Raw genomic sequence first — 21,399 nt, 5'->3', positions numbered from 1 at the left:
CGGTGCGAACCGGCGGGCGGTGCGGCGCCGGCGGCCGGGACGGGGCCGCCGGCACCGCGGCTGGTCAGGCCGTTTCGGGTCCGGCCGGGGTCGGTTCGGCGGTACGCAGCCAGACGGCGGTGTCCGGCGGCAGCAGGTCGTCGTCGAGCGGCCCGCTGGCGAGCAGCCGTTCGGTGTGCGGCGGCAGCGGCACCGCCGCGGCGGAGAGGTTGACCAGGCAGGTGAAGCCGGGCGGGCGGTGGAAGGCGAGCACCCCGTCCGGGGCGGGCAGCCAGGCCATCGTCCCGTCGCCGAGCGCCGGGTGGGCCCGCCGGATCCGGATCGCCGCCCGGTACAGCTCGAGCATCGAGGTGGTGTCGCCGGTCTGCGCCCGGACCGTCCGGTCCTTCCAGTCGGCCGGCTGGGGCAGCCAGGGCGCGGCGGCGCCGTCGGGGCTGAACCCGAACGGCGGCTCGTCACCGGTCCAGGGGATCGGGACGCGGCAGCCGTCCCGGCCGGGGTCGACGCCGCCGGAGCGGTGGTACATCGGATCCTGGCGCAGCTCGCGCGGGATGTCCTCGACCTCCCACAGGCCGAGTTCCTCGCCCTGGTAGACGTAGGCGGCGCCGGGCAGGGAGAGGGAGAGCAGGGCCGCCGCCCGGGCGCGCCGGGTGCCCAGCTCCAGGTCGGTGGGGATGCCCTCGCGCTTGGCGGCGAAGCTGAACGTGGTGTCCGCCCGGCCGTACCGGGTGACGTGCCGGGTGACGTCGTGGTTGGAGAGCACCCAGGTGGCCGGGGCGCCCACCGGGGCGTGGGCGGTGAGCGTCGTGTCGATGCAGGCCCGCAGCGCGGCCGCGTCCCAGGCGCAGCCGAGGAAGTCGAAGTTGAACGCGGCGTGCAGTTCGTCGGGGCGCAGGTAGTTGGCGAACCGCTGGTGGTCGGGGAGCCAGACCTCGCCGATCAGCGCCCGGCCGCCCGGGTAGCTGTCGGTGATCCGCCGCCAGCCGCGGTAGATCTCGTGCACCGCGTCCACGTCGACGAACGGGCTCGGGCCGTCCGGCGTCGCCTCCGGCAGCGTCGGGTCCTTGGCCAGCATCGCCGCGGAGTCGATCCGGATGCCGTCCACGCCCCGGTCGAGCCAGAACCGCAGGATGTCCTCGAACTCGGCGCGCACCCGCGGGTGGTCCCAGTTGAAGTCGGGCTGCTCGGGGGCGAACAGGTGCAGGTACCAGTCGCCCGGCGTGCCGTCCGGGTTGGTGGTCCGGGTCCAGGTGTCGCCGGCGAATGGCGAGACCCAGTCGGTGGGCTTGCGCGCGCCGTCCGGGCCGCGGCCGGGGCGGAACCAGAACAGGTCCCGTTCGGGCGCGTCCGGGCTGGCCAGTGCCGCCTGGAACCAGGGGTGCGCGTCGGAGCAGTGGTTGGGCACCACGTCGACGATGGTCCGCATGCCGAGCGCGTGCGCCTCCGCGATCAGCGCCTCCGCCTCGGCCAGGGTGCCGAAGACCGGGTCGATGTCGCGGTAGTCGGCCACGTCGTAGCCGGCGTCGGCCATCGGCGAGGGGTACCAGGGGCTGAACCAGATCGCGTCGACGCCGAGCGCGGCGAGGTGGTCCAGCCGGGACCGGATGCCGGCGATGTCACCGATGCCGTCGCCGTCACCGTCGGCGAAGCTACGCGGGTAGACCTGGTAGATCACCGCTTCCCGCCACCACCGGCCGTCGTCTGCTGTGGACACGAGCACCTGCTTTCTGCCTCGGTACGTCGGCGGGCCGCCGGACCTGGATGTGTCGGGCGAACGTCGTTGTTCGCCGGGGTGGTTGCGCTGGTGGTGGGGTCAGCCCTTGAGGCTGCCGGTGGTCAGGCCGGACATGATGTTCCGCTGGAAGATCAGGAAGACGATGACGGTCGGGATCGCGGCGATCACCGACGCGGCGACCACCACGTTCATCGGCGTGCCGCCCGAGAAGGCGTAGATGCCGACGCTGACCGTCCGGGTCTCGGGGTGCGGCATGACCAGCTTCGGCCAGAGGAAGTCCTTCCAGACCGCGGTCACCGCGAAGATCGAGACGACGCCGAGGATCGGGCGCGACATCGGCAGGATGATCGACCAGAGCGTGCGCAGCGGCGTCGCCCCGTCCATCAGGGCCGCCGCCATCAGGTCCTCGGGGATCGAGTCGAAGAACCGCTTCAGCAGGAAGATGTTGAACGCGTTGGCGACCAGGGGCAGCCAGATCGCGAACGGCGAGTCGAGCAGGTTGAGGTGCAGGATCGGCAGGTCGATCACCGTCACGTACTGCGGGACGATGAGGACCATCGCCGGGATCATCAGCGTGGTCAGCATCAGGCCGAGGATCGCGTTGCCGAAGACCGGCCGGAGCTTCGACAGGGAGTACGCCGCGGCGGTGTCGAAGACGAGCTGGAACGCCACCGCGCCGGCCGCGTAGTAGAACGTGTTGAACAGCAGCTTGGCGAGGTCCAGGTTGTGCCACGCGTCCACGTAGTTCTGCGGCTGGGGATCCTTGGGGAACAGCGTCGGCGGGGTCTGCGCGATCTCCTGGCCGGACTTGAGCGCGCCGGTGACCATCCAGTAGAGCGGCCCGAGGAAGACGAGCGTGAACACCACCACGACGACGGCCAGCAGCGTCCAGTAGATCACCTTGCCGCGCCCCCGCCGGAGCTGGGCGTGGGAGATGAGGGTCCGGGTGCCGGAGTCCTGTGCCATGTCCTCGTCCGTCCTAGTCCTGTTTCGCGGTCAGCCGCACGTAGACGGCGGAGAAGCCGGCCAGCACCACGAGCATGATCACGCCGAGCGCGGCGGCCCCGTTGAGGTCGTTCTGGAAGAACCCGTGCTGGTAGATGAGGTACGCGACCGAGGTCGCCGAGTCCTGGGCGCCGGCGCCGTTGGCGAGGATCAGCGGCTCGATGAAGAGCTGCATGGTGGCGACGATCTGGAGCATCGCCAGCAGCGCGAGGATCAGCCGGGTCTGCGGGATGGTCACGTGCCGGATCCGCCGCCAGATCCCGGCGCCGTCCAGCTCGGCCGCCTCGTAGAGCTCGCCGGGGATGTTCTGCAGCGCGGCCAGGTAGATCAGCACCGCGCTGCCCATGTTCATCCAGGTCGACGCGATCACCATCGCCGGCATGGTCATCTCCGGCGACTGCATCCACTGCGACGTCGGCAGGTGCAGCGCCTTGAGGATCGCGTTGAACAGGCCCGCCTCGCTGGGGTCGTACGCGTAGTACTTGAAAAGGAAGAGCGCCGAGGCGGGCGGCAGCATCACCGGCAGGTAGACCAGGATCCGCAGGTACCCCTTGGCGTGGCGGAACTCGTTGAGCAGGATCGCCACGAAGAACGGCACCGCGTAGCCGAGGACGAGCGCGAGGACCGTGAAGTAGAAGGTGTTCTTCCACGCGGTCCAGAAGCTGGGGTCGTCGATGATGCGGGCGTAGTTGTCCCAGCCGACCCAGGTGGTCTCGCCGCGCCGGGTGCGCTGGAAGCTCATCACGACGCCGCGGATCATCGGGTACCAGGAGAAGACCACGAAGCAGAGCACCGCGCCGATCAGGAACGCGTGCCCGGTGAGGTTGTCCCGTACCTTGCGGCCGAGGCCGGTGGGCAGTGGTCCGGGCGGAGCCGGTGGGCGACCCGGCTTCCTGGTGGCACCGGGGAGGGTGGTGAGCGTCAAGGCAACTCCTGCGCGGAAGTCGGTGACCGGACGGTGCGGCGCGGTGGTGTGGGGGCCGGCGGACCGACCCCCACACCACCGGTCAGCTCTCCGCCGCGAGGAGTTGGTTGACCTTGTCCTCAGCCGTCTTGAGCAGCGCGTCGATGTTCGCGTTCGGGTTGGTCAGCACACCCGACATGGCCGCGTCGAGCACCGCGTAGATCGCCTGCGCGTTGCGGGGCTCGCCCTTGATCGGGACCGGGTTCGCCTCGAAGATCGCGAAGTTCGCGGTGTCCACGTTCGCGTTCGCCTTGCGCAGTTCCAGCTCCTGCTTCTGCGCCTCGCTGCCGTTGGCGAAGAGCAGCGGCTGGGGCAGACCGACCGGGTAGTTCTGCGGCTTGGACCGGACGTAGTCGAACTGGCCCTTGCCCGGCGTCAGCTTCTGGTACGCGATCCACTTCAGGCCGGCCTTGACCTGCTCCGGAGTGAGGCCCTTCTTGAAGAAGTACCCCTCGCCGCCACCGAGCGTCGCCTTCGCCGGCCCGTCCTGGCCGGGCAGTGGGCCCATCGCCCAGTCCTGGAACTTGCCCTGGAACTGGCTGACGATCGCCTGGGTGGTGTCCGGCGCGCCGATGAACATGCCGACCTTGCCGGCGGCGGCGTTGGTCAGCAGGTCGCCCCACTGGAGCAGCTGGCGGCTGCCCATGCTGTTGTCGCCGTACCGCATGTCCTTGAGGTTCTGCAGGACCTGCTTGCCCATCGCGTTGTTGAAGTCGGCCTTCTTGCCGTCGGCGGTCAGCACCTGGCCGCCCTGCGAGTAGAGCAGGGAGGTGAAGTGCCAGCCGCCGGTGTTGCCGGCGCTGTACTCGGCGTAGCCGGCGATGCCGTTGCCGAGCGCGGCGATCTTCTTGGCCGCCGCCCGGACCTCGGGCCAGGTCTTGGGCGGGTTGTTCACGTCGAGCCCCGCCTGCTGGAACAGGACCTTGTTGTAGACCAGGCCCATCGAGTAGTTCTTCACCGGGACGGCGTAGAGCTTGCCGCCGTCGCTGAAGACCTCCTTGAGCGCCGGGTCGATGCTGTCCCAGGTCGGGATGGTGTCCTTGGTGGCGTACTGGGTGATGTCCATCGCCTGACCGGAGTCCAGCACCTGCGCCAGGTCGGTCATGTACCCGTAGAAGACGTCGGTGACGGTGCCGCCGGCGAGGCGGGCGGTGAAGTCCGGCGGGTTGTTGCACTGCTCGCCGACGCTGACGCTCTTGATGACGATGTCCGGGTTCTGTCGCTGGAACTCGGCGACATCGTCGTTCCAGTTCTGCAACAGCTCTTTCTGGGAGCCGACCGGCTGGCAGTCGACGGTGATGGTGACCTTGCCACCTGCCTCGTTCGAGGCGTCGTCGCTCTTCGTGGAGCAAGCGGTGAGGCTGAGCCCGAGGCCGGCCACGAGCGCTAACGCCGCAGCCTTCCGGTACTGCGGTACGGACATCTGTCCATCCCTTCGCGGAACGAGTGTCTCCATGACCTTCGCGGAACTGCGGTGGTCGTCACCGCGGCCGATGCCCTGCTACGTGAGGTATCCGTCCTGCGACCTGACCCGCGGTGACTACGCCGGGGGCCCGGTGTGAGTGGAGTCACTGTAACGAGAGCGACTGATTCCAGCAAGGTTTCGATCCCGTTTTGAAAAGACACGACTGTATGACGAGAGATCAGGACAAGGCTTACCCCGGCGCCGAGAATCCTGCTCTTCGTCCCCTTTCGGTGCCCCGGACGGCAGCTCCCGGCCGGTGGATCTCGCGGGGTCCACCCGGCGTCGGCCCACAACGAAACGGCCGCCGACCGCGAGCAGCGGTCGACGGCCGGAGCGTCGTTCTCGGCAGTCAGGGAGGCGGTCCGTGGCCGGACGGTGAGTCGGCGGTGGACGGTCAGCGGCGTGGCCGCCGGCCGCGCCGGGTCAGCGGCCGGGTGCGGGGGCGGTGGAGCCGCGTACCACCAGTTCGGGCTCGAACAGCAGCTCGTCGTGCAGCACGCCGGCCCCCTCGATCTGGGTGACCAGCAGGTCCACCGCGGCCTGCCCCATCGTCTCGATCGGCTGGCGCACGGTGGTCAGCGGCGGGTCGGTGCAGGTCATGAACGCGGAGTCGTCGAAGCCGACCACCGACACGTCGGCCGGCACCGCGCGGCCGAGCCGCCGGGCGGCCCGGATGGCGCCCAGGGCCAGCACGTCGCTGGCGCAGATGATGCCGGTCACGCCCCGCTCGACCAGCTTGGTCGCGGCGACCCGGGCCCCCTCCATCGAGAAGCTGGAGCGTTCGACGAACTCGTCGTCGGCCCAGCCCGCGGCCTGGATCATCGCGTTCAACTTGCGCCGGGACGGCACGTGCCCCTCCGGGCCGAGCACCATCCCGATCCGGTCGTGGCCCAGCGAGCGCAGGTGCCCGTACGCCTGCTCCACCGCCACCGCGTCGTCCGTGGAGACCCGGGGGAAGCCCAACTCGTCCACCCCCGCGTTGACCAGCACCACCGGCAGGCCCCGGTCGGTCAGCCGGCGGTAGTGGTCGTGCCGGGCGTCGGCGAGCGCGTACGAGCCGCCGGCGAAGATCACCCCGGAGACCTGGTGGTCGAGGAGCATCTCCACGTAGTCCATCTCGGAGACGCCGCCGATGGTGCGGGCGCAGAGCGCCGGGGTGAACCCGCGCTGGGCGAGGGATCCGGTGACCACCTCGGCGAGCGCCGGGAAGATCGGGTTCTGCAACTCGGGCAGCACCAGCCCGACCAGCCGGGCCCGTTCGCCGCGCAGCTTGGTCGGCCGCTCGTAGCCGAGCACGTCCAGCGCGGTCAGCACCGCCGTCCGGGTCGCCTCGGAGACCCCGTCCCGGCCGTTGAGCACCCGGCTGACGGTGGCCTCGCTGACGCCCGCCTTCTTGGCAACTTCGGTCAACCGCTTCGTCACGGCCGCAATCGTACGTCATCGCGCTGAAAGAAATGAGCAGCCATCTGCCGCGCGACTGCTCACTTCTGCCGGACGCTGCCGGCGCCCGTCAACCGGCTCCGCGGCGTCCGGCAGCTCAGGACAGGTTGCGCAGCGCGTCCTCGATGGCCCGGTGGAAGGTCGGGTACGCGTAGATCATGTGCCGGAGCAGGCTGAGCGGCACCGCCGCGTGCACCGCGACCACCAGCCCGGAGAGCACCTCGCCGCCGGCCGGCCCGACCGAGGTCGCCCCGATCAACACCCCCTGGTCGGCGTCCGCGACCAGCTTGATGAAGCCCTCGTCGCCGACCCCGTGGATCCAACCCCGGGTCGAGCTGCCCAGCTTGGTGAAGCCGACCTGCACGTTGATCCCGCGGGCCCGGGCCTGCTGTTCGGTCAGCCCGACCGCGCCCACCTCCGGGTCGGTGAAGGTGACCCGGGGCAGCGCCCGGTAGTCGGCGCGCGGCACGGTGCCGGCCGAGCCGCTCGACCCGCTGGCGCTGAGGCTGCTGGCCGCGCCCATCGCGCCGCCCACCACGCTCGCCGTGCCGCTCGGATCCGCACCCGCCCGCGCGTGCCGGGCGCGGTCGAGGATGTCGGCGATCACGATCGCCGCCTGGTACATCGCGATGTGGGTGAACGCGCCCTCCCCGGTCACGTCACCGACCGCCCAGAGGTCGTCGGCGACCCGCATCCGGTCGTCGACCGGCAGGTAGCGCTGGCCGGCGTCCACCCCGACGGAGTCCAGCCCGAGCTCCTCCAGGTGCGCCCGGCGGCCGGTCACCACCAGCAGCCGCTCGGCGGTGAACTCGGCGCCGCCGCTGGCGGACAGGGTGAACCGCTGCCCGTCGTGGCCGACCCGCTCCGCCCGCACCCCGGTGTGGATCTCCACCCCGTCGGCGCGGAGCGCCGCGGCGACCACCTCGGACGCCTCCGGCTCCTCGACCGCGAGCACCCGGTCCAGCGCCTCCACGACGGTGACCCGGACCCCGAACCGGGCGAAGACCTGCGACAGCTCCAGCCCGATCGCCCCTCCGCCCAGCACCAGCAGCGACTCGGGCAGTTCCGTGACCTCGACCGCCTGGTGGTTGGTCCAGTACGGCGTGTCGGCCAGCCCGTCGATCGGCGGCACCGTCGGCCGGGTGCCGGTGCCCAGCACCACGCCGTAGCGGGCCTGGAACACCTGGTCGCCGACCTGGACCCGGCCCGGCCCGGTCAGCCGGCCGCTGCCCCGGACGAACCGGCCGCCCCGCCCGACGAAGCGCTCGACCGCGACCCGGTCGTCCCAGTTGTCGGTGGCCTCCTCGCGGATCCGCCGGGCCACCGGCGCCCAGTCCGGTCGCACCTCGGCGGTGCCGGCGAGGCCGTCGACCCGGCGCGCCTCGGCGAGGACGTTCGCCGCCCTGATCATCATCTTGCTCGGGATGCACCCCCAGTACGGGCACTCCCCGCCGACCAGGTCCCGCTCCACGCCGACGACGCTCAACCCGGCCTCGGCGAGCCGCCCGGCCACCTCCTCGCCCCCGACGCCGAGCCCGACCACGACCACGTCCACCTGCTCCGGCTCCGCCACCCGGACAGCATCCCCCAGGCGACCGGCGGCGGACCAGCCGGCCACCGGAAAAGGTGCCCGGCCCCGGCCGCGGCGCCCCGCCGAGGCGGCCACCGGAATGGCGGCGCGGCCGGCGCCCCCGATCGCCTACCGTGACCGGATGCCCGACACCCGCTTCGCCGCCGTCCACGACTGCTTCCGGGACCTGCTCGCCAGCGGCCGGGAGACCGGGGCCGGCCTGGCCGTCTGGTACGACGGCGCACCGGTGGTGGACGTGGTCGGCGGCGAGCGGTCCCCGGGCCGGCCGTGGCGGGCCAACACGCTGGTCAACGTCTACTCGGTCGGCAAGCCGGTGGCGGCGCTCTGCCTGCTGCTGCTGGTCGACCGGGGTCGGGTCGGGCTGGACGACCCGGTCGCCGCGCACTGGCCCGGCTTCCGTGCCCCGGCCACCGTCCGGCAGGTGCTCGACCACACCGCCGGGCTGCCGGCCTTCCCGGTGCCCCGGCCGGCCGCCGCGATCGCCGACTGGGACCTGCTCGCCGGCGACCTGGCCGCCGCCGAGCCGGAGTGGGAGCCGGGCAGCGTCGCCGGCGAGCACGCCTGGACGTACGGGCACCTGGTGGGCGAACTGGTCCGGCGGGTGGACGGCCGGTCGGTGGGGCGGTTCCTGGCCGAGGAGATCGCCGGCCCGTGGCGGCTGGACCTGGGTTTCGGGCTGGACCCGGCGGACCAGCGCCGCTGCGCCGACCTGTCGTACGGCGATCCGCAATGGCCGGTCCGGGTGGCCGGTACGCCCGGCTCGCTGCGGGCGCGCGCCCTGGACAACCCGCCCGGCGGCCGGGACCTGGCGATGGTGAACAGCCCGCTGTGGCGGGGCGCCGAGGTGCCGGCCGTCAACCTGCACGCGACCGCGGGCGCCCTGGCCCGCCTGTACGCGGGCCTGCTCGCCGGCGGCACGCTGGACGGCGTACGGCTGTTCAGCCCGGAACTGGTGGCCGAGGCGACCCGCGTCCAGTACGACGGCCCGGATCTGCTGCTGGAGCGGCGGACCCGGTGGACGCTGGGCATGCAGGCGGAGGAGGACGGCAGCTGGGGCATGGGCGGGATCGGTGGCAGCTGCGCCTGGGCCGACCCGGCCCGCGGCTACACCTTCGGCTACGCGACCGCCCGGCTGGCTGACTTCGACCGGGTGGAGGCCCTGGTCGACGCGCTGCACAGCTGCCTCTGAGCCGCCGTAGCGGCGGTCACGGCGCCGTCGGGCACGGCACCGGCGGCCCGGGGACGGTGACCACCGGCGTGCCGGTCGGGGTCAGCAGGGCCCGGGCCGCCACGGTCAGCCGGCGCCGCTGGCCGACCACGGCCCGGCGGGCGAAGACGTCGTAGTCCTGCGCGGCCACCTCGTCGAGGATCCCGCCGTAGAGCGCGTACGCGGTCCGCATGCAGGCCTGCGAGGCGGGTGCGAGCAGGGTGATCCCGGGCGCGGCCGCCGCGTAGTGCGCCCGGGCCCGGCCCACCTCGTACGCGACGAGTTCCCGGATCGCCCGGGTGGCCCGGCCCCGCGCCCGGGCCTCGACCAGGTCCTGGCGGGTGACGCCGAACCGCGCCAGGTCCTCGTCCGGCAGGTACGTCCGCCCCCGGTCCAGGTCCTCCGCCACGTCCCGGATGAAGTTGGTGAGCTGGAAGGCGAAGCCGAGCTGGCGGGCCGGTTCCCGGGCCGCCGGCGGATCGCTGCTGCCCAGGATCGGCAGCATCATCGTGCCGATGACCGCCGCCGAACCCTCCATGTAGTCGAGCAATTGGTCGTAGGTCCGGTACGAGTCGACGGTCAGGTCCATCGCCATGCTCTTGAGGAACGCGGCGAAGTCGTCGTGGTCGAGGTCGAAGACGGCGATGGTGTGCAGCACGGCGGGCAGCAGCGGGTCGTCGAGCGGCTGGCCGTGCAGGCCCGCCATGAACCGGCCGCCCCAGTCGTCGAGCCGGGCGGCGCGCTCGGCCGGGGGCAGGTCGTCGGTGCGGTCGACGATCTCGTCCGCGTACCGGGTGAAGCCGTAGAGGGCGTGCACATGCCGCCGTTTCCACCCGGGCAGCAGCCGGGTGGCGAGATAGTAGGTGCGACCGTGGCGTCGGTGCAGCTCACGGCAGCGGTCGTAGGCAGCGGTGAGATCAGTGTCCACCGGCCCTCCCTCGAAAATCGACGCACCAATCGACGCAACTCACAACCCTAGGGTACGCTCAGCCGCATGGCCAACGACGCATCCGCGGGTAATACGCTTCGCGACGCGCCGGCAGATTCAGCCGGCCGGGACGATCCGATCCGCGCGGTGCTGGCCGCGTACACCAGGGAGCTGGTCACGGCGGTGGACGACACCCTCGGCGCCTTCCTCACCGCCGAGGTCGACGCGCTGGCCGGGATCGACGCGGCGATGGGCGGCTTCGCCGCGACCGCGCGCGAGCACGTGCTCGCCGGCGGCAAGCGGGTCCGCCCGACGTTCGCCTACTGGGGCTGGCGCGGGGCGGTGGGCCCGATCGAGCCGCTGCCACCGGTGCTGCCGGCGCTCGCCGCCCTCGAACTGCTGCACTCCTTCGCGCTGGTGCACGACGACGTGATGGACGCCTCGACCACCCGGCGCGGCCGGCCGACCGTGCACGTGGCGGTGGCCGCCCAGCACGCCGCCGCCGGCCACCGGGGCGACCCCCGCCGGTTCGGCGAGGCGGTCGCGGTGCTGATCGGCGACCTCTGCATGGTCTGGGCCGACCGGCTGCTCGCCCGCGCGGCCGTGCCACCGGCCCGGCTGCTCGACGTCCGCCGCTGCTACGACCAGATGCGGGTGGAGACCGTGGCCGGGCAGTACCTCGACGTGCTCGGCGAGAGCGACACCGCCGGCTGGTCGGTCGACCGGGCGCTGCGGGTCGCCCGCTACAAGACCGCCAGCTACACGGTGCAGCGGCCACTGCTCTTCGGCACCCACCTGGCCGGCGCCGGCGCCGACGACGCGCTCGTCACCGCCTACACCCGCTACGGACGGGCGGTCGGCGAGGCGTTCCAGCTCCGCGACGACCTGCTCGGGGTCTACGGCGACCCGGCCACCACCGGCAAGCCGGCCGGCGACGACCTGCGCACCGGCAAGCCGACGGTGCTGCTCATGCTGGCCCGGCAGCTCGCCACCCCGACCCAGCGCCGGGCGCTGGACCGGGTGGGTACGGGCGGCGACGACCGGGAGATCGCCGGGCTGGCCGAGCTGGTCGCCGACACCGGGGCCGTCGACCGGGTCGAGCGGATGATCACCGACCGGGTGGCGGAGGCGCTCACCGCGCTCGGCGACGCGTCGATCGACGAGACGGCGCGGATGGCGCTCACCGGCCTCGCCGGCACCGCCACCGACCGGCGGGCATGATGGGCAACTTCGTGAAGGAGGTGGTCGCGTGCGGACCGTGAGCGGACCCACCGACCGGGTGGTGGTGGTCGGGGCCGGCCTCGGCGGGCTGGCCTGCGCGCTGCACCTGGCCGGCAGCGGCCGGCAGGTGACAGTGCTGGAACGCGAGCCGGTACCGGGTGGGCGGGCCGGCCGGCTGGGCGTCGACGGCTACGAGTTCGACACCGGGCCGACCGTGCTCACCATGCCCGACCTGATCGCCGAGGCGCTCGGCGCGGTCGGCGAGGAGCTGGCCGACTGGCTCGACCTCACCCCGCTCGACCCGGCCTACCGGGCGTACTACCCGGACGGCTCGACGCTCGACGTCATCACCGACACCACCCGGATGGCCGCCGAGATCTCCCGGGTCTGCGGGCCCCGGGAGGCAGACGGCTACCTGCGCTTCGTCGACTACGCCCGGCGGCTGTGGCAGCTGGAGCGGGCCGACTTCATCGAGCGCAACCTGGACGCCCCGACCGACCTGCTCACCGGCAACCTGCTGAGGCTGCTCGCCGGCGGCGCGTTCCGCCGGCTCCAGACCAAGATCGACCAGTTCTTCCGGGACCCGCGCACCCGGCGGATCTTCTCCTTCCAGGCGATGTACGCCGGGCTCGCCCCGCACGACGCGCTGGCCATCTACGCGGTCATCGCGTACCTCGACTCGGTGGCCGGGGTGTACTTCCCGCGCGGCGGCATCCACGCGGTCTCCCGGGCGATGGCCGGCGCGGCCGAGAAGCACGGCGTGCAGATCCGGTACGGCACCACGGTCAGCCGGGTGGAGACCGCCGGCGGGCGGGCCACCGGGGTGCTGACCGCCGACGGCGAGCGGATCCCGGCCGACGTGGTGGTGCTCAACCCCGACCTGCCGGTGGCCTACCGTGACCTGCTGCCGCCGGCCCGGCAGCGGCGGCTGCGCTACTCGCCGTCCTGCGTGGTGCTGCACGTCGGCTCGACCCGGGGCTACTCGAAGATCGCCCACCACAACATCCACTTCGGACGGGCCTGGCGGGGCACCTTCGACGAGGTCATCCGGCGCGGAAGGCTGATGAGCGACCCGTCGCTGCTGGTCACCAACCCGAGCCGGACCGACCCGTCGGTCGCGCCGGCCGGGCGGCACACCTACTACGTGCTCGCCCCGGTGCCGAACCTCGACCGGGCGCCGTTCGAGTGGCGGGGCGACCTCAGCCGCCGCTACGCCGACCAGCTCGTCGACACGCTGGAGGAGCGCGGCTACGTCGGCTTCGGCGCGGGCGTCGAGGTGCTCCGGACCATCACCCCAGCCGACTGGGCCGAGCAGGGCATGGCGGCCGGCACCCCGTTCGCCGCCGCGCACAGCCTGTTCCAGACCGGCCCGTTCCGCCCGGTCAACCTGCACCGCACCCTGCCGAACGTGGTCTTCGTGGGCTCCGGCACCCAGCCCGGGGTGGGCGTGCCGATGGTGCTGATCTCCGGCAAGCTCGCCGCCGGCCGGATCACCGGCGGTGGCCGGTGAGCCATCCCCTCGGAACGGAAGGGCAGGAACCGGTGACCTCCCGGGAGAGCCACCAGGTCGAACTCGTCGACGACACCGGCCGGGCGGTCGGCGAGACGAGCGTGTCGGCCGCGCACCAGCCGCCGGGCCAGCTGCACCGCGCCTTCTCGGTGCTGCTGGTCGACCCGGACGGCCGGGTGCTGCTGCAACGGCGGGCCGCGGCGAAGACCCGCTTCCCGCTGCGCTGGGCCAACTCCTGCTGCGGGCACCCCACGCCGGGCCAGTCGCCGGTCGAGGCCGCGACCCGCCGGCTCCGCGAGGAGCTGGGCGCCGGCCCGGTCGAGCTGACCGAGGTGGGGGTGTACGTCTACTACGCCGAGGATCCGGTCACCGGACGGGTCGAGTTCGAGTACGACCACGTGCTGCGCGGCGAGTTCCGGCCGGACAGCCCGCTGCGCCCGCACCCCGACGAGGTGGCCGAGCTGCGCTGGGTGGATCCGGTCGGGCTGGCGGCCGACCTCGACGCCGACCCCCGGGCGTACGCGCCGTGGCTGGGCGGGGTGGTGAACCGCCTGCTGAACCCGAACGGCCAACTGGCCGGCCCGGCGGTGGTTCCGCCGGGGCTGCCGGCCGACGACGCGCCGGAGCGGCCGGGTGGCCGATGAGGCACTGAGCGCGGGAGCGGTCGCCCGGCGACTCGGGGTCGCGGTGACCACGCTGCGCACCTGGCACCAGCGCTACGGCCTCGGGCCGAGCGAGCACGTCCCGGGGCACCACCGGCGCTACACACCGGCCGACCTCGCCCGGCTGGAGGTGATGCGCCGGCTCACCGCCGAGGGGGTGGCCCCGGCCGAGGCGGCCCGCTGGGCCCGCCAGGGCCCGGACGTGGTTCCCTCCGGCGCGTCGGCGCGTACGGCCGTCGGTCGTGACGGCGGACCGACCATCCCGTTGGGCCGGGCGGGGCCGGCGGCCCGCGGTCTGGCCCGGGCCGCGATGCGGCTGGACTCGGTGGTGATCAGCGAGACGATCGCCCGGGCGATCGCCACCGACGGGGTGGTCGCCACCTGGGACGGGCTGCTGCGCCCGGTGCTCGTCGGCATCGGCGAGCGACACGACGCCACCGGTGGCCTGGTCGAGGTGGAGCACCTGGTGTCCCGGTGCGTCTCCGAGGCCCTCGCCGCGGCGGCCCGGGCCGCGGCGCCGCCCGGGCCGCCGCGCATCCTGCTCGCCTGCGCCGACGAGGAGCAGCACAGCCTGCCGCTGGAGGCGTTGGCCGCCGCGCTGGCCGAGGTCGGGGCCGGCTACCGGATGCTGGGCGCCCGGGTGCCGGTGCCGGCGCTGCTGGAGGCGGTCAACCGGACCGGGCCGGCCGCCGTGGTGCTCTGGTCGCACACCCGGACCACCGCCGATCCGGACCAGCTCGCCGCCCTGCTGGCGGCGCACCGCCGGCCGCTGCTGGTGCTCGCGGCGGGGCCGGGGTGGCGGGCCGACACCCTGCCCGCGGGGGTGGTCCGACCGGTCGATCTCTCCGAGGCGTTGGCGCTGGCCGTGGCCGTCCGGGACGCGCTGGACCGGCCGGCGGCGAGCTGACCGGGCTCCCGGCTCCCGGCGGGCGTCCACTACCGTCGTGGGGTCCGCGAACCCCGACCCCTCCGGGAGCGAACGATGCGCCACCGCGCCCTGCTGGCGTACGCCCTGGTCCTGGTGATCGTCCTCGCTGGCGAGAGCGGCACCGCGACCGACCGGCCGGCGGCTCCGCCGACCGTCGCCGGTACGGCCACCCCCACGCCGGACGTCACCCCGACCCCCCGACCGACCCGTGCCACCCCGTCCCGCCCCCGGCTGCGGCCGCTGCCGAAGACGCTGCCGGCCGGGTTGCAGCGGGGCACGGGGGTCCGCCAGGTCGCGCTCACCTTCGACGACGGACCCGACCCGGTCTGGACGCCGAAGGTCCTCGACCGGCTGCGGGCGGCCCGGGTCAGCGCCACGTTCTGCGTGGTCGGGCGGAACGTCCGACGCCACCCCCAGCTGGTGCGGCGGATCGTCCGGGAGGGCCACCAGCTCTGCAACCACAGCTGGAACCACGACGTTGACCTGGGCCGGCGGCCGGTGGCGGAGATCCGGGCCGACCTGGTCCGGACGAACAAGGCCATCCAGGCGGCCGTGCCCGGGGCGCGGGTGCCGTTCTACCGGCAGCCCGGCGGGCGGTGGACGGCCGAGGTGGTGGCGACGGCCAAGCAGCTCGGCATGAGGTCGCTGCACTGGACCGTGGACCCGCAGGACTGGGGCAAGCCGCCCGCGGCGACGATCGCCAAGCGGGTGCACACCGCCGCCCGGCCCGGCGCTGTCGTCCTGCTGCACGACGGCGGCGGCGACCGGCACGCGACGCTGGCCGCCTGCCCCGCGCTGATCGGCGACCTGAAGCGCCGGTACGGCGTCACCAAGCTCCGCTAGCCCGCTGACCTGCGGTTTCGTGTGTCGTTGTGGCTACCGCCATACCGGTTTGGTCGACCGGCCGGGCATCACGTATGCTTTCCAAGCCTCCGGCGGGGCCGGATGGGAGCAAGTCCGCTTGAAGTTGCGAATGTGCAATGATGGCGGGGCCGCCCTCATCGTCTAGCGGCCCAGGACGCCGCCCTTTCAAGGCGGTAGCACGGGTTCGAATCCCGTTGGGGGCACGACCGGCGCAAGCCGGAGCAACAAAGCTAGGTCCTGTGGAGCAGTCGGAGTGCTCGCCGCCCTGTCAAGGCGGAGGTCGCGGGTTCAAGTCCCGTCAGGACCGCCAGCGCTGACGCCGCGCCCAACCCGCGCGGCGTTCTGCGTATCGGAGCGTGCGACCCTCGCGGCGGAAACTCCGCCCTGCGGGTAGCATGAGCCGAGCAAGGCCAGGTAGCTCAGTTGGTACGAGCGTCCGACTGAAAATCGGAAGGTCGGCGGTTCGACCCCGCCCCTGGCCACATAGCCTTTCGCCGGGCTAAGCAGCGCCGACCAGCGGAAACGCCGGTCGGCGCTCTGCTTTTGGTGGCGAGTCCGCGAGGAATCGGACGGGTGCTGGCGCACGCCCGCCCGCTCGGGTCGATGCGGCGCCAACAGCTTCCAAGCCGTCCTGTCAGGCCGGCATCTGCCCTCTCATGCGGGGTCGTGGCGCCTAGACCAACCGGCGGGAGGTCCGCTGTCCTTGAAGGTTTCTGGTCCACCGCCCTGCGGATGTCACCGAGAACCTTCAACCGACGGTTCAGTAATACGGTCGACGGTGTGCCCGATGAGAATCTGGTGATCGAACTCAGCATGGCTGAGCTGCGCGACATCGCGGGCTATGCGGCGGCCTGCGCGGAGCCGGCGTTGGCGATCTTCGAACGGGACCGCCCGGACGATTGCCGCCCACGAGCCGCGATCGAGGCTGCGCGGGCGTTCGCCGGGGGAGGCGAGCGGACCAAGGCGATCCGGGACAGGGCGTGGGCGGCCCAGCGGGCGTATCAGGAGACCCGCGACGCGGGACAGGCCGCTGCGAGCGAGGCGGCCCGCGCGGCCGTTGCCGCGGCCAGTGCCGCGTTCCTGCATCCCCTGGCGAAAGCGACCCAGGTCCTGCACATCCTCGGACCGGCCGCCCACGCCGCGCGGGCCTTCGAGCTCGATGCCGGCGACGACCGTGACGTCGGCGCCCGCTGCATCCAGCAGGCGAGCGACCTGGCGGGCGCCGTCGTAGTGGACGTCCTGAGGCGTTACCCCAACGCCCCGAGCGGTCGCGGCCGGCCGGGGGAGCTACTGCGGAGACTGGACGCGGCTCTGCGGCAGGCGGCGACCAACCGCTGACCATCGGGCCAGCGCCATGACGACTCAGGACGACGCTTCGTAGCGGGTGGCGATCGCGGCGGCGCGGTCGCGCAGGGCGGTGCGCAACCACTGCGGAGCCAGGGCTTCCGCGTTCGTGGCGAGTTGCCACAGCGCCCATTCGGCGTGTCTCGGGTCCTGGAAGGTCACCTCCAGTCGCAGCCAGCCGTCCGCGTCGGTCTCTTCGGTGCGGACGGCCAGCGCGGTGCCGACCAGCTCCTCCCGCCGCGCCGGGTTCACCCGCACCAGCACGGTGACCTGGTCGCCGCCGGTCCGGAACCGCGTACTGCGTTCCTGCCAGGCCCGGTCCAGGTCGACCCGGTCCGGCCGCTCTGCGGGTTCGGCGAGTTCCTCGGCGGCCAGGACCCGGGACAGCCGGTAGGTGCGGTCCGCCCCGGATCGCATGGCCAGCAGGTAGCCCTGGTCGCGCACGGTGACCAGGCCGATCGGGTCCACCGTGCGCCATCGCGGAGCCTGCCCCGCGGCCGCGTAGTGGATGCGCAGCCGGTGTCCGGCCAGCACGGCGCGCCGGACCTCGGCAACGATCGTGTCGGGCACCTCCTCGGGGAGCAGCCGGCGCGAGAGGAGGTCGGTCTCCGGGTCGACGAGCAGTCGCTGGACGGCGCCGGTCACGGTGTCCCGGTGGCTCTCGGGCAGGGCGTCCACCACCTTGCGCATGGCGGACGCCAGGGCCGAGCCGAGGCCGAATGCCTGCGCGCCGCTCCGCGAGCCGGCGACCAGCAGGGCGAGCGCCTCGTCGTGGTTCAGTCCGGTGAGCTCGGCCTGGAAACCGGGCAGCAACGCGAACCCGCCGTGCCGGCCGCGTTCCGCGTAGACCGGGACGCCGGCCGCGGAGAGCGCCTCGATGTCGCGCAGTACGGTGCGGGTGGACACCTCCAGCTCGCGGGCCAGGGTGGCCGCGGACAGCCGACCGCGCTGGCGCAACAGCAGCACCAGCGAGACCAACCGGTCGGCGCGCACCCGGAAATCATGCCAGGAATACACGACATGAGATGTCGTGATTCGTTGGGAGGCTCATCAGCACGGCGGCGAGACGGCTACCGAGCCGACGGCCGATGGAGCGAATGGAGTGGATCTGCGATGGAGCGAACGGCGGTCAACCCGGTGACGTGGTCGGTGGGCATGGGATTCAACCAGGGTGAGGTCGTCTCCGGGCACGCCCGGACGCTGTACTGCTCGGGGCAGACCGCGACGAGCGACGAGGGCAAGCCCCAGCATGCCGGCGACATGGCGGCACAGGTGGCGCTGAGCCTGGACAACCTGGAGGCCGTGCTCAGCGAGGCCGGCATGTCGCTGGCGAACCTCGTCCGGCTCAACGTCTACACCACCGACGTCGACCTGCTCTTCCGGCACTACGGCGTGCTGGCGTCGCGGCTGGGCGCCGCCGGGGTGGCGCCGACCACCACGATGCTCGGGGTGACCCGGCTGGCGATCCCCGAGCTGATGGTCGAACTCGAGGGGACCGCCGTCGCGTGACACCACCTGGCCGCCTCCGGCAGAGCACTGCCGGAGGCGGCCAGGTGGCGCGAGCCAGGACGCGGTTGCGCGACCGGCGTTCCGCCGTACGGCGGGGTGTCCGACCAGCCTCTTTTCGCCGCGCCGACGCAGGTCCCCGGTGGCCCGCGGGCTGCCGCCAGCGCCCGCGCCGGTTGCCACATGATGCCGAGCCGGCGCTATCATCACGCTATGGCGATTGGTTGTACCGCTGGGCGGGAACCGGCTGTGGCGCTGTTCCGGTCGCTCGGCGACCCGACCCGGTTGGCGATCCTGCGACGGCTCGCGTCCGGCGAGGCGCGGGTGGTCGACCTGACCAACGAGTTGGGCCTGGCGCAGTCCACGGTCTCGAAGCACCTGGCCTGTCTGCGGGACTGCGGGCTGATCGACTACCGCGTCGAGGGGCGGCAGTCGTTCTACGCGTTGACCCGGCCGGAGCTGCTGGATCTGCTGCGCTCGGCGGAGCAGCTCCTGGCCGCCACCGGCGAGGCGGTGGCCCTCTGCCCGGTCTACGGCACCCCCACGGTCGGGGCGAGCGCGTGAGCGTCGCCCTGCTGTCCCCGGAACGCCGGGCGGTGCTGTCGCGGCGCAGCCTGTGGTTGGCCTACGCCACCGCCGGCTACAACCTGCTCGAGGGCCTGGTCGCCATGGCCGCCGGCGCGGCCGCCTCGTCCACGGCGCTGATCGGCTTCGGCCTGGACTCGTTCGTCGAGGTGTCCAGCGCCGCCGTGCTGATCTGGCAGTTCCGCTCCCGGGTACCGGAGGACCGCGAGCGCCTGGCGCTGCGGCTGATCGGCGTGTCGTTCTTCGCCCTGGCCGCCTGGGTGACCGTCGACGCCCTCCGCTCGCTCCTCGCCGGCGGCGACGCCGACGCCAGCCCCGTCGGCATCGGCCTGGCCGTCGCGTCGCTGATCGTCATGCCGCTGCTGGTCCGCGCGAAGCGACGTACCGGCCGGGAACTGGGCTCCGCCAGCGTGATGGCCGACTCCACGCAGACGATGCTCTGCACCTACCTGTCCGCGGTGCTCCTCCTCGGGCTGCTCCTCAACGCGCTGTGGGGTTGGTCCTGGGCCGACCCCGTCGCCGGGCTCGTCATCGCCGGCGTAGCGGTGAAGGAGGGCGTGGCGGCCTGGCGCGGCGAGCACTGCGACGACTGCGCACCAGCGATCGCCACCGGCGCCGACCGCGTCTCCGGCTGCGCCGACGGCTGCTGCACCGACCGGAAGGCGTGAACGATGGCCTGGCTCGCACTGCTGCTCTACCTGCTCGGTCTGCTGCTGGCGTTCGGCTGGCGAACCGTGACCCAGTGGCGCCGCACCGGAGACACCGGCCTACGCCTCGACGCCGGCCGGCCCGGCACCCTGCGCTGGTGGGCCAAACTGCTGTTCGTCGCCGCGCTCGTGCTCGGCTTCGGCGGTCCGGTGGCTGCCCTCGCCGGCCTGCCGCCCCTGCCCGGACTCGACCACCGGCCGCTGCACCTCGTCGGCCTGGTCGTGACGGTCATCGGCATCGTCGCCACGCTCGCCGCCCAGCTCGCCATGGGGACGTCCTGGCGCATCGGCGTGGACCCGACCGAACGCACCGAGCTGGTGACCCACGGCGCGTTCGCGCTCGCCCGCAATCCCATCTTCACCGCCATGGCGGTCACCACCCTCGGCCTGACCCTCCTGGTGCCGAACGCCGTCTCGGTGGCCGCCTGGCTCGTCCTGGTGCTGGCGCTGCAACTTCAGGTACGCGCCGTCGAGGAGCCCTACCTCCTCGCCACCCACGGCGAGGCCTACCGCCGGTACGCGGCCGGCGTCGGGCGCTTCCTGCCCGGGCTGGGGCGGCTGGAGCGGGTCTGACTCAGCGGGGGCGGTGCTGGCTCACCCCGCTCTGGATCGCCTCCCAGACGCTGCGCCCGGCCTGCCGGAGCGCCTCGCTGGCCTGCGCGGCCAGTTCCGTCGGGCTGGGCCCGGCTTCGCCGCCTCCCGGCTGACCCTGGCCACCCGGTTTACCCTGGCCGCCGCCCTGCGCACCCGGTTCCGGCCGTCCCGGCCCGGCACCGCCCGGCTGGCGTCCGCCACCGCCGCCTGGCTGCTGCCCCGGGCCGCCGCCCGGCTGACCCTGCGCACCGCCCGGCCGCGCCTGCTCGGCCTGACCGCCGCCGGGCGCCCCGCCACCCTGCTGCCGCTGCTCGGCCTGGCCGCCACCGGCCGCCTGACGCCCGCCGCCGGGCTGCTGCCCCTGGCCGCCGCCCGGCCGACCCTGCGCACCGCCCGGCTGACCCTGCCCACCGCCGCCCTGCTCCCGGCCGCCCTCGGCGGCGCCTTCCGGACCCCGGTACCTGGCCTGGGCGCTGATCGAACCGATCTCCCTGCCGAGCCGGTCCACCACCGTGTCGAGGCGCTCGGTGCTGCCGGTGACCTGCTGGGCGGTCCGGTGCACGTCGTCGCCCACCCCGCCGGCGGCACCGGCCAGCATCTCGATGATCTGCGGGTTCCGCTCGATGGTGGTCAGCGCGCGGTCCAGGATCCGGCTCACCTCCTCCAGCCGCACCTTCAGCAGCACCTCGGCGCGTACGTCGGTGATGTCCAGTTCGACGCCGTGCAGGTCGACCCGGACGCCGGCGTCGAGCTGCACCAGGTTCGCCAGCCGGGCCTTGAGGGAGATGTCGGCGCGCAGCGCGTCCACGGCCAGCCGGATGGACTCCACCCGGAGGTCGGGCACGTCCAGCAGCACGTCCGGTTCGCCCTGCCGACCCGGGCCGGGCGGCTGGTCGCCGTACTGCGCGTGCCGGCTGCCGCGCTCGTCCGGCTGCTGGCCCGCATCCCGCCGGCCCGGTGGCTGGCCGCCCGCCTGAGCCTGCTGCCGGCCCTGGTCACCCGACCCGGTTCCACTCATCTCCGTCGCTCCCCCGCTGACGACAGCGGCCGGGAGGAGACCGGCCGCGCCGGCCCGCTTACCCGTTCGTCGGGCCGCCATCCCTGCCGCCAGGGCGCTGTCCGGAACCGGGCACCGCGCGAAGC

Annotated in this window: 20 protein-coding genes and 3 tRNA genes; 14 read left to right on the top strand and 9 right to left on the bottom strand. The window is 73.3% G+C overall.

The window, feature by feature from the left end:
* Positions 1 to 64: 64 nt before the first annotated feature.
* The 6 genes from SM577_RS09390 to SM577_RS09365 all read right to left on the bottom strand — a co-directional run bounded on the left by SM577_RS09390 (position 65) and on the right by SM577_RS09365 (position 8,182).
* The gene (locus tag SM577_RS09390; RefSeq protein WP_474586696.1) at positions 65 to 1,714 is read right to left on the bottom strand and encodes a glycoside hydrolase family 13 protein; all 1,650 of its coding nucleotides are present in this window, start codon (positions 1,712 to 1,714) and stop codon (positions 65 to 67) included.
* 99 nt (positions 1,715 to 1,813) lie between these two features.
* A complete protein-coding gene (locus SM577_RS09385; protein ID WP_302920913.1) occupies positions 1,814 to 2,701 on the bottom strand; it encodes a carbohydrate ABC transporter permease in 888 nt (295 codons plus the stop codon).
* Positions 2,702 to 2,714: 13 nt separating this feature from the next.
* Entirely contained in the window at positions 2,715 to 3,665 is a 951-nt protein-coding gene (locus SM577_RS09380; protein WP_302920912.1) for a carbohydrate ABC transporter permease, read from the bottom strand.
* Positions 3,666 to 3,747: 82 nt separating this feature from the next.
* Positions 3,748 to 5,127, bottom strand: a complete 1,380-nt coding sequence (locus SM577_RS09375; protein ID WP_302920911.1) for an ABC transporter substrate-binding protein — start codon at positions 5,125 to 5,127, stop codon at positions 3,748 to 3,750.
* 465 nt (positions 5,128 to 5,592) lie between these two features.
* Positions 5,593 to 6,591: a LacI family DNA-binding transcriptional regulator gene (locus tag SM577_RS09370; RefSeq protein WP_474580071.1), complete on the bottom strand. Its 999-nt coding sequence runs from the start codon at positions 6,589 to 6,591 to the stop codon at positions 5,593 to 5,595.
* A gap of 115 nt (positions 6,592 to 6,706) precedes the next feature.
* A complete protein-coding gene (locus SM577_RS09365; protein WP_474586695.1) occupies positions 6,707 to 8,182 on the bottom strand; it encodes a dihydrolipoyl dehydrogenase family protein in 1,476 nt (491 codons plus the stop codon).
* A gap of 139 nt (positions 8,183 to 8,321) precedes the next feature.
* On the opposite strand from SM577_RS09365, the gene SM577_RS09360 reads away from it, so the two are divergent.
* Positions 8,322 to 9,389, top strand: a complete 1,068-nt coding sequence (locus SM577_RS09360) for a serine hydrolase domain-containing protein (protein ID WP_474586694.1) — start codon at positions 8,322 to 8,324, stop codon at positions 9,387 to 9,389.
* A 16-nt stretch (positions 9,390 to 9,405) separates the two neighbouring features.
* On the opposite strand, the gene SM577_RS09355 is transcribed toward SM577_RS09360, so the two are convergent.
* Positions 9,406 to 10,335, bottom strand: a complete 930-nt coding sequence (locus SM577_RS09355; RefSeq protein ID WP_474586693.1) for a phytoene/squalene synthase family protein — start codon at positions 10,333 to 10,335, stop codon at positions 9,406 to 9,408.
* 66 nt (positions 10,336 to 10,401) lie between these two features.
* On the opposite strand from SM577_RS09355, the gene SM577_RS09350 reads away from it, so the two are divergent.
* The 9 genes from SM577_RS09350 to SM577_RS09310 all read left to right on the top strand — a co-directional run bounded on the left by SM577_RS09350 (position 10,402) and on the right by SM577_RS09310 (position 16,858).
* Entirely contained in the window at positions 10,402 to 11,556 is a 1,155-nt protein-coding gene (locus tag SM577_RS09350) for a polyprenyl synthetase family protein (protein WP_474586692.1), read from the top strand.
* Between the two features lie 28 nt (positions 11,557 to 11,584).
* On the top strand, positions 11,585 to 13,066 hold the full coding sequence (crtI, locus tag SM577_RS09345; protein WP_474580073.1) for a phytoene desaturase family protein: 1,482 nt from the start codon (positions 11,585 to 11,587) through the stop codon (positions 13,064 to 13,066).
* Between the two features lie 32 nt (positions 13,067 to 13,098).
* Positions 13,099 to 13,710 (top strand): isopentenyl-diphosphate Delta-isomerase, encoded by a 612-nt coding sequence (gene idi, locus SM577_RS09340; protein ID WP_302920903.1) that lies wholly within the window; start codon positions 13,099 to 13,101, stop codon positions 13,708 to 13,710.
* Complete coding sequence (locus tag SM577_RS09335; RefSeq protein ID WP_474586691.1) at positions 13,700 to 14,635, top strand: MerR family transcriptional regulator; 936 nt, start codon at positions 13,700 to 13,702, stop codon at positions 14,633 to 14,635. The genes idi and SM577_RS09335 overlap by 11 nt, the downstream gene beginning before the upstream one ends.
* Before the next feature lie 75 nt (positions 14,636 to 14,710).
* A complete protein-coding gene (locus SM577_RS09330) occupies positions 14,711 to 15,499 on the top strand; it encodes a polysaccharide deacetylase family protein (RefSeq protein ID WP_302920901.1) in 789 nt (262 codons plus the stop codon).
* A 151-nt stretch (positions 15,500 to 15,650) separates the two neighbouring features.
* Positions 15,651 to 15,723 (top strand) — tRNA-Glu (locus tag SM577_RS09325).
* 30 nt (positions 15,724 to 15,753) lie between these two features.
* Positions 15,754 to 15,830 (top strand) — tRNA-Asp (locus tag SM577_RS09320).
* 98 nt (positions 15,831 to 15,928) lie between these two features.
* Positions 15,929 to 16,002: transfer RNA gene (locus SM577_RS09315), tRNA-Phe, on the top strand.
* Positions 16,003 to 16,300: 298 nt separating this feature from the next.
* Positions 16,301 to 16,858, top strand: coding sequence for a putative immunity protein (locus SM577_RS09310; protein WP_474580079.1), 558 nt, complete (start codon positions 16,301 to 16,303; stop codon positions 16,856 to 16,858).
* A gap of 24 nt (positions 16,859 to 16,882) precedes the next feature.
* Here SM577_RS09310 and SM577_RS09305 read toward each other — a convergent pair whose 3' ends face one another.
* Positions 16,883 to 17,857, bottom strand: coding sequence for a helix-turn-helix transcriptional regulator (locus SM577_RS09305; protein WP_474580080.1), 975 nt, complete (start codon positions 17,855 to 17,857; stop codon positions 16,883 to 16,885).
* 120 nt (positions 17,858 to 17,977) lie between these two features.
* Between SM577_RS09305 and SM577_RS09300 the strand changes: the two genes are divergently transcribed.
* From SM577_RS09300 to SM577_RS09285, 4 genes are all read left to right on the top strand, one after another.
* Positions 17,978 to 18,373 (top strand): RidA family protein, encoded by a 396-nt coding sequence (locus SM577_RS09300; protein ID WP_474586690.1) that lies wholly within the window; start codon positions 17,978 to 17,980, stop codon positions 18,371 to 18,373.
* Between the two features lie 210 nt (positions 18,374 to 18,583).
* Complete coding sequence (locus tag SM577_RS09295) at positions 18,584 to 18,934, top strand: ArsR/SmtB family transcription factor (RefSeq protein WP_302920897.1); 351 nt, start codon at positions 18,584 to 18,586, stop codon at positions 18,932 to 18,934.
* Positions 18,931 to 19,623: a cation efflux transmembrane domain-containing protein gene (locus tag SM577_RS09290; protein WP_302920896.1), complete on the top strand. Its 693-nt coding sequence runs from the start codon at positions 18,931 to 18,933 to the stop codon at positions 19,621 to 19,623. Before SM577_RS09295 ends, SM577_RS09290 begins: the two co-directional genes overlap by 4 nt.
* 3 nt (positions 19,624 to 19,626) lie before the next feature.
* Entirely contained in the window at positions 19,627 to 20,235 is a 609-nt protein-coding gene (locus SM577_RS09285) for a methyltransferase family protein (RefSeq protein WP_474586689.1), read from the top strand.
* Position 20,236: 1 nt separating this feature from the next.
* Here the strand turns inward: SM577_RS09285 and SM577_RS09280 are convergent, their stop codons facing one another.
* Complete coding sequence (locus tag SM577_RS09280) at positions 20,237 to 21,274, bottom strand: hypothetical protein (RefSeq protein ID WP_474586688.1); 1,038 nt, start codon at positions 21,272 to 21,274, stop codon at positions 20,237 to 20,239.
* Positions 21,275 to 21,399: the final 125 nt, after the last annotated feature.

This window comes from Micromonospora desertarenae, from assembly GCF_056150265.1.
The sequence above is the reverse complement of the archived record's forward strand: the minus strand, read 5'-3'. Positions and strand labels throughout refer to the sequence as shown.